This window comes from Herbaspirillum lusitanum (assembly GCF_046025995.1).
In the GTDB taxonomy this organism is placed as follows: Bacteria; Pseudomonadota; Gammaproteobacteria; order Burkholderiales; family Burkholderiaceae_D; genus Herbaspirillum; species Herbaspirillum lusitanum_A.
In genome coordinates this window covers 203,615-217,286 of sequence record NZ_JAQQFM010000004.1, presented here as the reverse complement: position 1 = coordinate 217,286, position 13,672 = coordinate 203,615, and the positions used below count along the sequence as shown (strand labels likewise).

The following is a 13,672-nucleotide window of genomic DNA, read 5'->3' as shown; positions in this document are numbered from 1 at the left end:
GCCATCAGATGCAATTTATAAAAATAATGTGAGCAGGAAGTGTGCCAGCTTTTTTTCGGCTTGTCTGGGGCCAAAAGCGGCGAAAAATGAAAAAATCCGACCGAAACATGTCGAAAATGCCAGTTTCCAGCGCGCGACTGCTTCAAAACGGGTGCGGTTTGCCTGCATTCGGTGCGCGGCCATTTTTTCAGAAAAAAGCGCCGGCGCCGGAATTCTGTTCAGGCCGCCAGCGGTGCATCGCTGACCAGCGTCGCATCCAGCAAGGCGCGGATGCGGCGATCGACGAAGTAGCCGCCGGCTTCGACATAGCGCAGGTAATGGCGCCCGCACAGCGTGCAGCGCGCCACATTGCAGCGGTTATAGGGAAAGTAGTGGACGGCCACCGGCGCGGTCGGTGATTCGTAGCGGCTGCCGTCCGGATGGTATTCGACGAAGCTGGGTTCGACGTAGGCGTCCTGCAGCAGCGTGCCTATATCTTCCAGCTGGTTTTCCGGCAGCGACAGCGGCAGGCTGCCCCAGCCGGCGAAGACCGAATTGTCACAAATGCAACTGGCGACGATGGCGGCGCTTTGCCGCGCCAGTTGCTTCAGCTGATCGGCGTCGAGGCGGGCTAAATCGGCCATGCGGGAGATTTCCTTCTTTGCGGTTTTATTTCTTGAACGCCCGAATCCATCTGACTTCCTATCAATTCAGGCATGGCGATTTTCCTTGCAGGACGGGATGAGAGTCTCATTTCCGCGTGCTACTCAAATGTGGGGAGACGTCGATCCTCTTCCTTCCCTTCTTGGATCGTTCTCAGAGATTTGGCCACCTCCGCTTCAAACAATGCGCTGTCCACGGCACTGATAGGATCACGGTCAAACAGAATCTGCTGTGCATGGGGATTATTAGGCGCCCACGCAAGATGATTAACAGGAATCGTTCTGTCTGGCGCAGCTTTTATGATGTACTTCTTATCCTGAAAATAATCTTGAAGTTTGCTGTTCAACAAAAACATCTCATGGGAACGCACGACTTTAATAATCGTACTTACCGGTGCGACCGGTACGGTATTGATATAGAAGGCGATGGTATTTTTCTGATAGCAAGTTGCCAGGTGCACGATCGCAGTGTCTACCGTGACCACGAGATCTGACAGTTCGATCAGAGGTATGACGTCCAATATGCTTTGCGAATCAAAAAGAAATACGCCATTCAATGCCTGCAAATGCTGGACACGGTCTTTTTCTCCAATCAACACAATGTGGTAATCACGATTGAGCAATTGGCACACGGCATTAATTTGTTCGTCGGACAAAAAACGTGCAGCCAGACTACCAAAAGGATTAAACACAGCAATCCTTTTTTTGCCGGCATTGTCCAAAGACTGCAAGAAGTTCAAGGCCTTTTTTCTGATGTCATCACTGACAAAAAGCTCATAGTGCAGGTCGTCCGCTTTGACGTGAAGCTGATCCAGTAAAGTGCGCAACTGTACCGTCACATGACTTTCAGGGGAATAATATGGAATAGGAAAATTGAATGTCGCTATATCACTCTTATTAAAGCCAGCGAGAATCGGTGTTTTTATATATGAGCAAAAGACTATATTTTTAATATCGACAAATCGGTTGCATCTGACGTCAACCGCCAGATCAAATTTGTCTTTCCTCACAGCTCTGATCGTGTTGAGCCAAGCACCGAGGCTGCTGTCGTCATACACAAATGTGCCGCTGACATGGGGATTATGTCGAATGATGTCTAAAGAGGGCTTCCTCGAAGATACATAGACCGTATAACCGCACCGCGACAGATTCCTGATTAATGCGGTCGTTGCGATCATATCGCCGATACGATCATTTCTGACAATCAGAATTTTTTTGACTTGTGACAAATCATATTTTTTCCTTCGTGGCCACAAGACAAATTTAATCAGGCCCATCAACGCATAACGCATGCGTAACTTCCATCTTTTCACCAGGAAATTTTGCTCCCAGTTGAATTCGCGCAGCGTTTGTTTGAACGTTTTACCCATTTTTGCCAACTCACAATTTTATGTCTTGCCCGTGTTTGTAGCCGCGACATTGCCTGGCACTAAACCGGTTTTTCAGAATATTTTTAACGCCAGGAGCGTTGCCGCGCGCGCAGCGCGGGTAGGTCGTCGACAGCGCGACTCTCTTCATCGCCGTTGAAACTGATCGCGCCAGGCATCGGCGCTCCCCTTACTGTTCCGTTTGCACAAGAGCGGGGTTTTCTGCAATGACAGCGGCAGGCTGACCCAGCCGACGAAGGCAGGGCTGTTGCAGCTGCAGACGCTGTCGCTGTGTTGCGCTTGCCGGTACCGTCCGGTGCGCTGGCTGGTTGGCATGGGGGCAGGCGGAAGTGCGGTCTTACTTCTTGCGCGCGTATTCGATGTGTCCGCCTATCAATTGTGCCGTACCGCCGCTCATTTCACTCGGCACCTGCCAGACCTGGCTGCCGATACGCATTTCCACGCCTTCGTAGACCGCCTTGGCGATCACGATGCGGGCTTGCTCGGCGGAGATCAGTTCTTCCTTCATCTCGTTGTATTCCTCGAGAATGATCTTCACTTCCTGCGCCAGCGCCTTGCGTTTGTCGTGCGTCTCTTCGAGTACCTGCGGCGTGGCCTTTTGCGGATTCAGCTTGTAGTAGGAAATCTGCTTGATAGTGCGATCCAGTTCAGCCAGCTTACGCTTGTACTCCTGATCCTTGAGTTCCAGTTTCTCTTCCAGATAGGGGTCGAGGCCGACCTGCACCTTGGTCAGATTGCCGTTCGCCGAACCGATGCCGTTGGCCTTGATCAGCTGCGTGGCCTGGATGCGGCCGCCGATGATCTGACCGACGCGCGGATTGCCCTTGCCGACAATGATTTCGTTGCCGGCCAGCAGCTCACACTGACGTGCGTTGCCGATCACCAGAATGCTTTCGGCCGCTTCGATATGCGCGCTTTCAGCGAACTGCACCTGCACCGAGCCCTGGCTCTTGATGCGCGAAGCGATGGAGGTGGTGCCGGCCTGTGCGGTGGATGCGCCTTCGCTGTGGCCGATCACGCCGCCCTTGACCGTGACGTTGCCGCCGGCCACGATTTCCGCCGCCTCAACCGTACCGCTGACGATGACGTCGCCCGAGACGTGCAGGCGCATGCCGGTCTTGACGTCGCCGGAGACGCGCACGGTGCCTTCAAAATCCAGATTGCCGGTGCTGAGATCGACGTTTTCAATGTCGATGATGGGATTGACCTTGACGCCGTTCTTGATCACCGTCGGCTGGCCGGCGACGGTCGCCACCAGCAGATCGGGATCTTCTTCGCTCGGTTCGGCGCCGGTTGATTCCTTGGCGAAGCCGATGTCGGCAATCGGCTTGGCCGGCACCGGCTTGCCCTTGATGTCCATGCCTTCCTTGCCCTGCACCGGCGGCGTGCGCCGCATCAGCGGATCGCCGGCGCTGACCAGCAGCAGATAGCCCATGTCGGCATACGACACCACGGCGTCTTCGTCGATCTCGGACAGTTCTTCCTTCTTTTCTTCCAGCAGGCTTTCGAAGCGTGCCGGTTCCGGCACGCTCGGCATGTCGCCTTGAGCGATCACCAGCTTGTTGCATTGGCCGGCGCTCAGCGCGCCGCGCAATTGTTCATGCAGGATGCCGTGGGTGATGCCGGCGGCGCGGATGGCGTTGATCACTTCCACGCTCTTGGCGCGGCCGCCGCGCGGCGCCACCAGGGTCAGCGAAGCGGTCATCAGATCGTCCGCCACTTCCAGCGAGAATTCGCCGTCGCGGCGTTGGCCGATGACTTGCGAAACCGGCTCCTTGGCGTCTTCGGCTTTGCGCACGAAGGCATTCAGCACGGATTCTTCGATGTGCAGCTTGGTCAGGCCATTGTCGGTGAGAGCCTGCTTCAGAAACGCCAGCGTCAGCGCCGGAAAACCCTCGCGCGGCGTATAGGTTGCGCTCAATTCACCGCTGGCCCTGTCGAACCCGAACGAGAGGGTTTGCGGAGTTGCTTGTTCCATGCTGTTCCTCGGATGAGTGCTGCTGATTCTTTTTTCTCGGCAGATTTTCCGCAGGCTTTAATCAGACATGCAATCGGGCCGTGAACCCGACCGTGCTTGCGGTCGACATTCAGAAAGGCAGAACCCCATTCTGCCCAGGCCGGTTTGATGCCCGACAATTCCTCGCGCTGCCACCTACTCTGGTGCCCCTTGAAATCCGCTGCAGGCTTTTGTTGTAAAGGCTGCAGGATCAATTGTAAAGTGGCAAGATGATCCAGCAATTTGCCGCAGAGCACAAGCTTTGCGGCCGTACAGGTCGCCAGGATTATCAATATGCTAAGTACTGCAAAAGAAGCAGCTGCCGAGGCCGAACTCAGATTTCGCGCCGGCCGCCGCAGCACCATGGTCAGTATTGTGGTCAATGTGGCCTTGACCACGCTACAGATCGCCGCCGGGATTTTCTCGGGCTCCCAGGCCTTGATCGCCGACGGCGTGCATTCGCTGTCGGACCTGATCGCCGATTTCGTGGTGCTGTTCGCCGCCCATCACAGTCGCAAGCGCGCCGACGCCGATCATCAATATGGCCATCAACGTTATGAAAATGCCGCGTCGCTGGCGCTGGGCGGCCTGCTGCTGGCGGTCGGCATCGGCATGCTGTTTTCGGCGATTCATAAGATCCAGAACTTCGGCCATACGCCGCCGGTGCATGTACTGGCCTTGTGGGTGGCACTGGCCGCGCTGCTGAGCAAAGAGCTGCTGTTTCGTTACATGCTGGGCGTGGCCCAGCGCGTGCGCTCCAGCATGCTGGTGGCGAACGCCTGGCATGCGCGTTCCGACGCCGCCTCATCGCTGGTGGTGGCGCTGGGCATAGGCGGCAGTCTGCTCGGCTTCACGCTGCTCGATCCGCTCGCCGCTTCGGTGGTCGGCTTGATGGTGATTCGCATGGGCTGGCGTTTTTTCTGGTCGGCGCTCAACGATCTGATGGACAAGGCGGTTTCCGAGGAAGAGTTGCAAGCCATACGCGCGACCCTGACGCAGACCCCCGGCGTCTATGGCGTACACGATCTGCGCACGCGCAAGATGGGCGACATGACGCTGGTCGATGTGCACCTGGAAATCGACGGTGCACAAACCGTTACCCAGGGGCATGCGATTGCCGAATCGGCGCGCCAGCGCGTAATGGACGCGCATCATGTGCTGGACGTGATGACGCATGTCGATCCGGTGCCGACAGAACCGGCGCAAGCAAGCGTGCCGGCGGCAACTGAAGGATCGCAGTGAACCTGCTGCAAGCGGCCGCGCCGGCAAGGTCTTGATATCAGCGTTGAGGCATTGGCTGGCATGCATCTGCTGATATGAATTGCTTGCCTGCACGCAAGGTGGCTTGCGGGTGCGAATGAATCTATAATAAGAATCATTCCTATCATTGCCTGCGGCTCCTGCGCGTGAACACTCCCCTTACCAGCGAAGACATTTCCGGCCTGTATCGCCAGCACCATGGCTGGCTGCTTGGATGGCTCAGGCATCGCATGGGCAATGCGGAGAATGCGGCGGATCTGGCGCAGGACACCTTTGTGCGCGTGATCGATGCCCGCCGTGCCTTCTACCTCACCGAAGCCAAGGCCTTGCTGGCCACCATCGCGCGTGGTCTGGTCATCGATCATTTTCGGCGCTGCGCGCTGGAGGCGGCTTTTCTTGACGCGCTGAGCCATTTGCCGGAAGCGCAGTCGCCTTCGCCCGAGGCGCGCATGGTGGTGCTGCAGGCACTCAATGAAATCGATGCCATGCTGGCCGGTCTGCCCGATAAGGTACGACGCGCTTTTCTGATGTCGCAGCTGGATGGTCTCAGCTACGCCGACATTGCCGCCGAACTCAAGGTCTCGCTCAGTTCGGTTCAGCAATACATGACGCGGGCCTTCGCCGCCTGTTACCAGGTTCAGTATTGCCAATGAGCGCCAGCCAGACTGACGGCAGTGCACCCGACGAGCTGAGCGTCAAGCAAGCCATTGAATGGATGGTCCGACTGCATTCGGGGGAAGCCACGCCGGCCGATCACCAGGCGTGCAGCAGCTGGCGCGCCGCGCGGCCCGCACACGAACAGGCATGGTCGAGGTTGCAGGCGCTGACCACGCGCGTACAGAGTCTTCCTTCCGACCTTAGCCATGCGACGCTGGGCGACAGCCCCGCGCGCCGCAAATACAACCGTCGCTTTGCGCTCAAGACGCTCTCCATCGTATGCGGCGTCGGTTCGCTGGCATGGGGCAGCCAGGCCTTGCTGCCCTGGCGCAGCATGCTGGCGAGCTATGCCAGCGACATCGGCGAGCAACGCCAGGTGACACTGGCCGACGGCACTGCCGTTCACCTGAACACGCAGACCGCGTTCGACGCCGACTATAGCGATAGCCGGCGCCGTATTCGTCTGTATCGCGGCGAATTGCTGATTACCACCGCGCACGATCCGGCCAGCCGTTACCGGCCTTTCATCGTGGAGACCCGGTTTGGCGATATCCAGGCCTTGGGAACGGAGTTTCGCGTATGGGATCAGGGAACATCGGTATTGGTCGCCGTATTCGAAGGCGCGGTGGAAATCCGCCGGCAGCAGGCGGGCGAGGCTGTGCGTCTCGACGCCGGACAGCAAACCGTGTTCAGTGCCGGCGGCTTGCTTTCGCGCGTCAACATTGTGCCGGCGGATACTGATGGTATCGCCTGGACCGAGGGCATGATCGTGGCGGATCGCATGCGTCTGGGCGAGCTGGTCGCGCAGCTGGACCGCTATCTGCCCGGTCGCATTCGCTGCGACGATGCCGTCGCCGATCTCAGGATCTCCGGCGTTTTCCCGCTCAATCAACCGGCCAAGGTGCTGGCGGCGGTGGCCCGCACGCTGCCGGTGAAGATCGACATGTTGACTTCCTACTGGATCAGCCTGAAGCCGGCCTGACATGGGCCAGGCTGATGTATTGAGATTTTTTCTGTTTTTTTCATTCCTTTCTGCAGGTTTTCAAGACTCGTCCGGTTTACCTGATAGCACCCTCGCTATTCGATTCAAGGACGACCATGAATAACCGCAAGCAATCCGTTCCCGCCATGGCGCGTGCCGGCCGATCAGCCGCCCGCCCGCTGTTTTCCCGACACCGCATTGCCCTCGCGCTGCAGACTGCATTGTTTGGCGCCGCCATGCTGCACGGCGGCGCGCCGGCTTACGCGCAAGCCAATGAAGCAGCTCGCCTCAGTTACGACATCCCTGCCGGTCCTCTGGATCAGCGTCTCAACGCCTTCGCCCGTCGCGCCGGGGTCTTGCTGTCGTTCGAGCCGGAGATCACGCAAAAGCGCAATACGGCGGGGCTGAACGGCCGTTATACGGTGGCCGAGGGCTTTGCCGTTCTATTGAGCGGATCCGGTCTGAGCGCCGCGCTAAAGGCCGATGGCGGCTATGCACTGGTCGCGGCGTTGCCGTCGTCCGCATCTTCGGCGTTGCCGACCATCACTGTGGCCGGCGCCGCGCAGCGCGAATCGATCACCGGGCCGCTGCATGGCCTGGTTGCCAAGCGTGGCGGCTCCGCCACCAAGACCGATACACCCATCCTGGAAACACCGCAGTCACTGTCGGTGGCGACTGCAGACCAGATCGAGGCAAGCAAATCCAGTTCGCTGTCGGAGGTGCTGGAATACACGCCGGGCGTGGTCGGTCAGGCCTCATCCTTCAATCGCATGGTGGATGATGTCCGTATCCGTGGCTTCAATCTGGCCAATGCCAATACCGGCATGCTGCGCGACGGCATGAAATATCAACCCAGCGTCTACGACGGCTCGCAAGAGCCCTTCGGTCTGGAGCGCATCGAGGTGTTGCGTGGCGCAGCTTCGGTGCTGTACGGTCAGCTCAGTCCCGGCGGCGTCATCAACACCGTGAGCAAGCGGCCGACTGTCGAGCCGTATCATGAACTGAGCGCCGATGTCGGCAGCAATGACCGCAAACAGATGACCGGCGACTTCGCCGGAGCGCTGACCGACGACGGCGTGTGGAGCTACCGCCTCAGCGCACTGGCGCGTGAGTCCGACACCTCGGTCAACTACATCAACGACGACAAGCGCTATCTGGCCGGTGCGCTGACCTGGGCGCCATCCGCACGTACTTCGCTCACCTTGCTGTCCAACTATCAGGAAATGCGTACGCGCTTCGTGGCGCCGGCCTCCTCAGCGCTGACGCTGAATGGCCGTATTCCACGCAGCTTCTTCGTTGGCGAGCCAAACTACGATCGCTACGACAGCGACGTCTATTCGTTGGGCTATTTGTTCGAGCACGCCGTCAGTGATCAGGTCAAGCTGCGCCACAATCTGCGCTACTTCAATGCCGACGCAAGTTTCAATTATCTGTCCTACGGTACGCTCAATGCCACCACCGGCATCATGTCGCGCGGGGTAGTCAATCGGGCGGAAAAGTCGGACGGCCTGACCGCCGACACGTCGCTGGAAATCGATATCGGCGAAGGCCGTCTAAGGCAGAAGCTGCTGGTCGGTTTCGACTATTTCGACAGTAATTATTCTTCACACCGTTACGCCGGCAGCGTCAGCGGCATCAGCCTGAACAATCCAGTCTATGGCGCCACGCCGGTCATCACATCGGTGGACAACGGCAGCAAGACTCAGGCCACACAGTTCGGCCTGTATCTGCAAGACCAGATCAAGCTGGACAACAAATGGGTGCTGCTGATCGGCGGTCGTCAGGACTGGGTCGACAGCTCGGTCACGGCCTATCGCACGCAAGCGGTCACCAATGCGCGCGACCAGGCGTTCACCGGTCGCACCGGCCTGGTCTATCTGGCCGATAACGGCCTCGCGCCTTACGCCAGCTTCGGTCAGTCTTTCGTGCCGCAAGCCGGCACCGACCGCAGCGGCGCACGCTTCAAGCCGACCGAGGCGGAGCAGTATGAAGCAGGCATCCGTTATCAGCCGCCGGGCAGCAATGCCTTGTTCAGCGCGGCGGTGTATCAGATCAATCAGACCAACGGCCTGACCGTGGATCCGGTCGATACCAGCTACTCGGTGCAGACCGCCGAAATGCGTTCGCGTGGTGCAGAACTGGAAGCGCGCGCTCAGTTCGGCCAGCTCGAAACCATCGCCAACTACGCCTACACCGACGCCCGCACCACCAGGAGCAATGTCGCTGCAGAGGTCGGTCAGCGCGTCTCCGGCGTGCCGTATCACTCAGCCTCGGCCTGGCTGCAATATGACTTTTCGAAGGCGGGCGCACATGGGTTGAAAGCCGGCTTCGGCGTGCGTTATCTGAGCAGCTCACCGATTGCCGGCGTCAGCGATCCGGCTCCGGCGCGTGCCTTGTTCGACGCCATGCTGGCCTACGACCTGCAACAGATCAGCAGCCGTCTGCGCGGCGTGCAATTGAAGGTCAACGCCAAGAATCTGCTGAACAAGGACTACGTGCAATGCGTCGCCTCCACCGGTTGCCGCTACGGCGAGCCACGTTCGATTCTGGCGACCCTGACTTATCGCTGGTAGTTTTTTCGTGATGCAGAACGGCTGTCGTCTGTACTTGACGGCAGCAGTTTTTCGGAGACCAAAAAAGAGCGAAGGTGATTAGCCGGGGGATAGTTTTCAGATCAATAAGAGAGCAGATCGACTCGCATACTGATTTGCTACGCAATCCCTTGCAGATATTGATAAAAATCAGGATATGCGAACTTACACTCGTAAAGAAAATTCACAAATGAGATGAATTCTCATTTATATTTCCGGGTTTTCGATTCTTTACGGATTTTTATGTATTTTCGCAATTGCACGTCGAATTCTGCGCGGATCTCCGCTCGCGCCTCCGCACGTTTGCTGGCCACAGGTCTGCTGATGGCGGCACCTTTTGCCGGCGCCCAATCCAGTGCCGGCGACAGCGCCGAGACGGCCCTGCCGACGGTGGATGTGGTTTCCGAGCGCGCCGGCCGCACCTATAACCCGGTCAGCAGCAGCGGCGCCACGCGCACCGACACGCCGTTGCGTGAAGTACCGCAATCCGTGCGCGTGATCGGTACTCAGCAGATTGAAGATCTAGGCGCGGTCCGCCTGGCCGATGTGGTCGATTTCGTCAGCGGCATTGCGCGCCTCAACGACTTCGGCGGCACCTGGGACAATTTCGGCATCCGCGGTTTCAGCAGTACCGACATGGGCTTTCTGGTCAACGGCTTTCCCGGATCGCGCGGCTATAACGCGCCGCGCGACACGGCGACGGTGGAACGTTTCGAATTTCTGAAGGGCCCGGCCTCGGCGGTCTACGGCAGCAGCGAGCCGGGCGGCACCATCAATATCGTTACCAAGAAACCAGAGTTCACCCCGCGCAATGTGGCGGACTTCAGCATCGGCAGCCGCGGTCTGCGCCGTTCCACCTTCGACAGCACCGGCCCGGTCAGCAAGGACTTTGCCTATCGTCTCAACCTGATGGCGGAGGAGGGCGACAGCCGCTCCAATCTGCTCAGCAACAAGCGCACGCTGATCGCGCCTTCTTTCTCCTGGGTGATCGATAGCCGCACGCTGCTGAATTACGAAGCCGAATTCCTGCGCGCAAATACGCCGCTGGATCGCGGCGTGATCAATGTACGCGGCGTACTCGGCACGTTGCCGCGCGACCGCGTGCTCAACGAGCCGGCCGACGGCAACATGACGCTGACCAGCAATACGCATCAGCTGACGCTGGACCGCACGCTGTCGGAGCATTGGCGCACCCGCGTCGGCGCCAGCTACAAGGAAAGCAGCTTCGACGGCCGCTACACCGAGGCGACTTCGCTGGCCGCCGACAATCGTACGCTCAATCGCCAGGCGACCTGGCGTCAGCTGCCCTCGCGCGATATCTCCTTCCAGGGCGAGCTGGAAGGCAAATTCAATACCGGCGCCATCGGCCACACCGTGCTGTTCGGCGCCGAGGCTTCCACGCTCTGGATGAATACTGAAATCCTGCGTTCGGCCAACTATCCGATCGACATCTACAACCCGGTCTACGGCACACCTGCGCCGGCGCTGACCAGTCTTACTTCCAGCTCGGACGAGCGGCAACGCGTCAAGGCCTTGTTTGCGCAGGATCAGATCAGCCTCTCGCCCCAATGGAAACTGCTGGGCGGTCTGCGCTGGGATCAATACAAGCAGAGCGTGCAGAACCGCGTTGCCCGCACCGACACTTCGCAACAGCAGAGCGCCGTGTCGCCGCGCGCCGGCGTGACCTATCTGCCCAACAACTGGAGTTCGATGTATGTCTCGGTCGGCAAATCCTTCCGGGGCAACAGCGGCACCGACATCAACGGCAAGCCTTTCGATCCGCAGTATTCGACCGCCTATGAAGCCGGCTGGAAATTGCAGACGCTGGACGAGCGCCTGGGCGCCAACTTTGCCGTGTTCGACATCACCAAGACCAATGTGCTGACCAGCAGCAACGTGCCGGGGTATTCGGTGGCGGCCGGCGAAGTCAAAAGCACCGGCTTTGAAGCGGATGTGTACGGGCAGATCAATGCCAACTGGCGCCTCACCGGCAACTTCGCCTGGACCGATGCGCGCGTGACCAAGGACAACACGCTGGCCATCGGCAGCCGTCTGGCCAATATCCCGAAGCTGAGCGGCGGCTTGCTGGCGATCCGCGAAGATGCATTGGCCAACGGTGGCCGTTATGGTCTGGGCGGCGGACTCAATTACGTGGGCAATCGTTCGGGCAATGCCGCCGACACGTATTCGCTGCCGTCTTACACCACCGTGAAGCTGATCAGCTACTGGCAGATCAACAAGACCGCGCGCGTTTCAGTCGATGTGCACAATCTGTTCAACCGCAATTACTACACCTCCTCATGGAACAATCTCTACGTGACGCCGGGGGCGGAACGCAGCATCGTCGCGACCCTCAAGCTGGATCTCTAGTTGCACCAACCGGCGTCCGCTCTTGAAGCACTGAGACACAGCGTTCCGAAACGCGGCGTCTCAGCATCTCAAGCTTCGCGCGCGGGTGCCGTTAGTGCATGGGTGGCGATCATGTCGATCGCCGTATTTCCTTCCACGCCATGACCACTGTTGCTCCGCTTAGCGTCTCACTGCCGGCCTCTGTTTCAACGGCTGCTGTCGCCACGTCCGCAGTGGCGGCCGTCACCAGCCAGCCGACCGGTAGTGCGGTCGTCACGCTTGCCAGCAACGCGGGCGGCAATGCCGTGCATACCTTGCAGACTTATTCTGCGGCCGGCGTTCTGACGCCGGCGCCCAAGATCGCGGTATGGGAAAACGCCGGCGGCGATGCGGTCAGCAGCTTGCTGGGACGCAATGCGCAGAGCGCGTCCACCGCATCGCGTTTTCATGCGCTGGGCAAATCGCTGCTGGAGAGCATCGCCGCCGGCGGTGGCAACTTCTCGCAGTCGGTGGTCTTGTCGGACGTCGCGCAGCAACATGACAGCGTGGTGCAGCAGGTCTTGCAACAACAGGCGCATCGCTATGCCGACAATCGCATCGCGCTGGATATCGTCACCACCAGCGGCGCCAAGGTCGGCCTGAGTCTGGGCAGCAGCGCCGCAGGTCTGGCGGTGCAGATCGATATCAGCGGCACGCTGAGTGATGCCGAGCGTGCCGCGCTCGGCAAGCTGGCCGATGCATTTCAGGCGGCCATCGATGGCCTGAGTGCACAACCGCCGCGCCTCAATCTGGATGCGCTCACGCAATTCGACAGCGCGCAGCTTGGGTCGCTTGAGCTGCACGCCAAGCTGGACCAGGAAAGCCAGTCCATCGATTTTCATGCAGACAGCCGGGCGCGCACGCTCAACACCAGCGGCCCGGCCGGCGCTCTGAAGCTGGCGGTGGATCTGAGCAATCCGGCCTTGTCCGGCAGCGCGCAGCAGCAGGCCGGCGCCATCTCGCATTATCTGCAGCAGTTCGATCAGGCCCGGCAACGCGGCCATGGTGATGAATCGCTGATGACGATGTTCAAGGATGGCTTCGCCCAGATGCTCTCAAATGTCGGCAAGCAAGCTTCTGCGGATGGGCAGCGCGGTGCCGCCGTCGCGCCCGATGCTGCGGATCGCCGCATGCTGAGCGGGCTGGCCGATTTCTCGGCGACGGTGACGCAAGCCACCAAGTCCATCAATCCGCTGCATCCGGAAGAGGTCGACAGTTTCTCGTATCAGGTATCGCAGCAGACCACCGTGGCGGGGCGCGATCAGGCCGGGCGTCGCATCGTGCAGCAGCAGAGCGCGCGCCTGCAGGCTGCGTATCACCAGTCTTTGCTGGCAGACCTGCCGCTCAAGCTGGGCACCGACAAGCAGTCGCAGAACTATAGCTATCACCAGATCGACGATCGGGCCGACAGCACGTTGCATATTGCCTACGATCAGGGGGCGCTGGTCCAGGCCTTGTTGCAGCAGACCGCCAGCCGCAAGACGCGCGTCTCAAGCTATGAACTGGGCAAGCTGATCAAGGATGAGACCACGCCTTTGCAGACCTCGCGCTCCACCGATTTTGCTGCGCAGCTGCGACTGGCGCAGATCGCTGGCGGCACACCCGACACGTCCGGCATGCAGAATGAGGAGCGTCGCTTGCAACTGATGTCGCGCATCGGTGCGCTGGCCTTGCTGAATTCCGATCCCGGCGCGCTGAAGAGCGCCGACTATTCCCTGAGCTGATCCGGCTGCTTCTTTTCTCTTTCTCTGCTCGGCCTTCGTTGTTCG

9 protein-coding genes are annotated in these 13,672 nt (G+C 59.4%); 6 read left to right on the top strand and 3 right to left on the bottom strand.

Going from position 1 to position 13,672, the window contains the following annotated elements:
* Positions 1-218: 218 nt before the first annotated feature.
* The 3 genes from PQR62_RS09600 to PQR62_RS09590 all read right to left on the bottom strand — a co-directional run bounded on the left by PQR62_RS09600 (position 219) and on the right by PQR62_RS09590 (position 4,007).
* A complete protein-coding gene (locus tag PQR62_RS09600) occupies positions 219-623 on the bottom strand; it encodes a hypothetical protein (RefSeq protein WP_408157246.1) in 405 nt (134 codons plus the stop codon).
* Positions 624-742: 119 nt separating this feature from the next.
* On the bottom strand, positions 743-2,011 hold the full coding sequence (locus tag PQR62_RS09595; RefSeq protein WP_408157244.1) for a glycosyltransferase family 9 protein: 1,269 nt from the start codon (positions 2,009-2,011) through the stop codon (positions 743-745).
* 355 nt (positions 2,012-2,366) lie between these two features.
* A complete protein-coding gene (locus tag PQR62_RS09590) occupies positions 2,367-4,007 on the bottom strand; it encodes a flagellar assembly protein A (protein WP_408157242.1) in 1,641 nt (546 codons plus the stop codon).
* Between the two features lie 312 nt (positions 4,008-4,319).
* On the opposite strand from PQR62_RS09590, the gene PQR62_RS09585 reads away from it, so the two are divergent.
* From PQR62_RS09585 to PQR62_RS09560, 6 genes are all read left to right on the top strand, one after another.
* Positions 4,320-5,267 (top strand): cation diffusion facilitator family transporter, encoded by a 948-nt coding sequence (locus PQR62_RS09585; RefSeq protein ID WP_408157240.1) that lies wholly within the window; start codon positions 4,320-4,322, stop codon positions 5,265-5,267.
* Between the two features lie 164 nt (positions 5,268-5,431).
* Positions 5,432-5,938, top strand: a complete 507-nt coding sequence (locus tag PQR62_RS09580; protein WP_408157238.1) for a sigma-70 family RNA polymerase sigma factor — start codon at positions 5,432-5,434, stop codon at positions 5,936-5,938.
* Complete coding sequence (locus PQR62_RS09575; RefSeq protein WP_408157236.1) at positions 5,935-6,924, top strand: FecR domain-containing protein; 990 nt, start codon at positions 5,935-5,937, stop codon at positions 6,922-6,924. Before PQR62_RS09580 ends, PQR62_RS09575 begins: the two co-directional genes overlap by 4 nt.
* 116 nt (positions 6,925-7,040) lie before the next feature.
* Positions 7,041-9,497, top strand: a complete 2,457-nt coding sequence (locus PQR62_RS09570) for a TonB-dependent siderophore receptor (RefSeq protein WP_408157234.1) — start codon at positions 7,041-7,043, stop codon at positions 9,495-9,497.
* Positions 9,498-9,839: 342 nt separating this feature from the next.
* A complete protein-coding gene (locus PQR62_RS09565) occupies positions 9,840-11,885 on the top strand; it encodes a TonB-dependent siderophore receptor (protein ID WP_408157232.1) in 2,046 nt (681 codons plus the stop codon).
* Between the two features lie 98 nt (positions 11,886-11,983).
* A complete protein-coding gene (locus PQR62_RS09560) occupies positions 11,984-13,627 on the top strand; it encodes a hypothetical protein (RefSeq protein WP_408157230.1) in 1,644 nt (547 codons plus the stop codon).
* The last annotated feature ends 45 nt before the right edge of the window (positions 13,628-13,672 follow it).

Coding starts and splice junctions, on each gene's coding strand:
- PQR62_RS09600 (WP_408157246.1), bottom strand. CDS start 623: ATGGCCGATTTAGCCCGCCTCGACGCCGATCAGCTGAAGCAACTGGCG.
- PQR62_RS09595 (WP_408157244.1), bottom strand. CDS start 2,011: ATGGGTAAAACGTTCAAACAAACGCTGCGCGAATTCAACTGGGAGCAA.
- PQR62_RS09590 (WP_408157242.1), bottom strand. CDS start 4,007: ATGGAACAAGCAACTCCGCAAACCCTCTCGTTCGGGTTCGACAGGGCC.
- PQR62_RS09585 (WP_408157240.1), top strand. CDS start 4,320: ATGCTAAGTACTGCAAAAGAAGCAGCTGCCGAGGCCGAACTCAGATTT.
- PQR62_RS09575 (WP_408157236.1), top strand. CDS start 5,935: ATGAGCGCCAGCCAGACTGACGGCAGTGCACCCGACGAGCTGAGCGTC.
- PQR62_RS09570 (WP_408157234.1), top strand. CDS start 7,041: ATGAATAACCGCAAGCAATCCGTTCCCGCCATGGCGCGTGCCGGCCGA.
- PQR62_RS09565 (WP_408157232.1), top strand. CDS start 9,840: ATGGCGGCACCTTTTGCCGGCGCCCAATCCAGTGCCGGCGACAGCGCC.
- PQR62_RS09560 (WP_408157230.1), top strand. CDS start 11,984: ATGGGTGGCGATCATGTCGATCGCCGTATTTCCTTCCACGCCATGACC.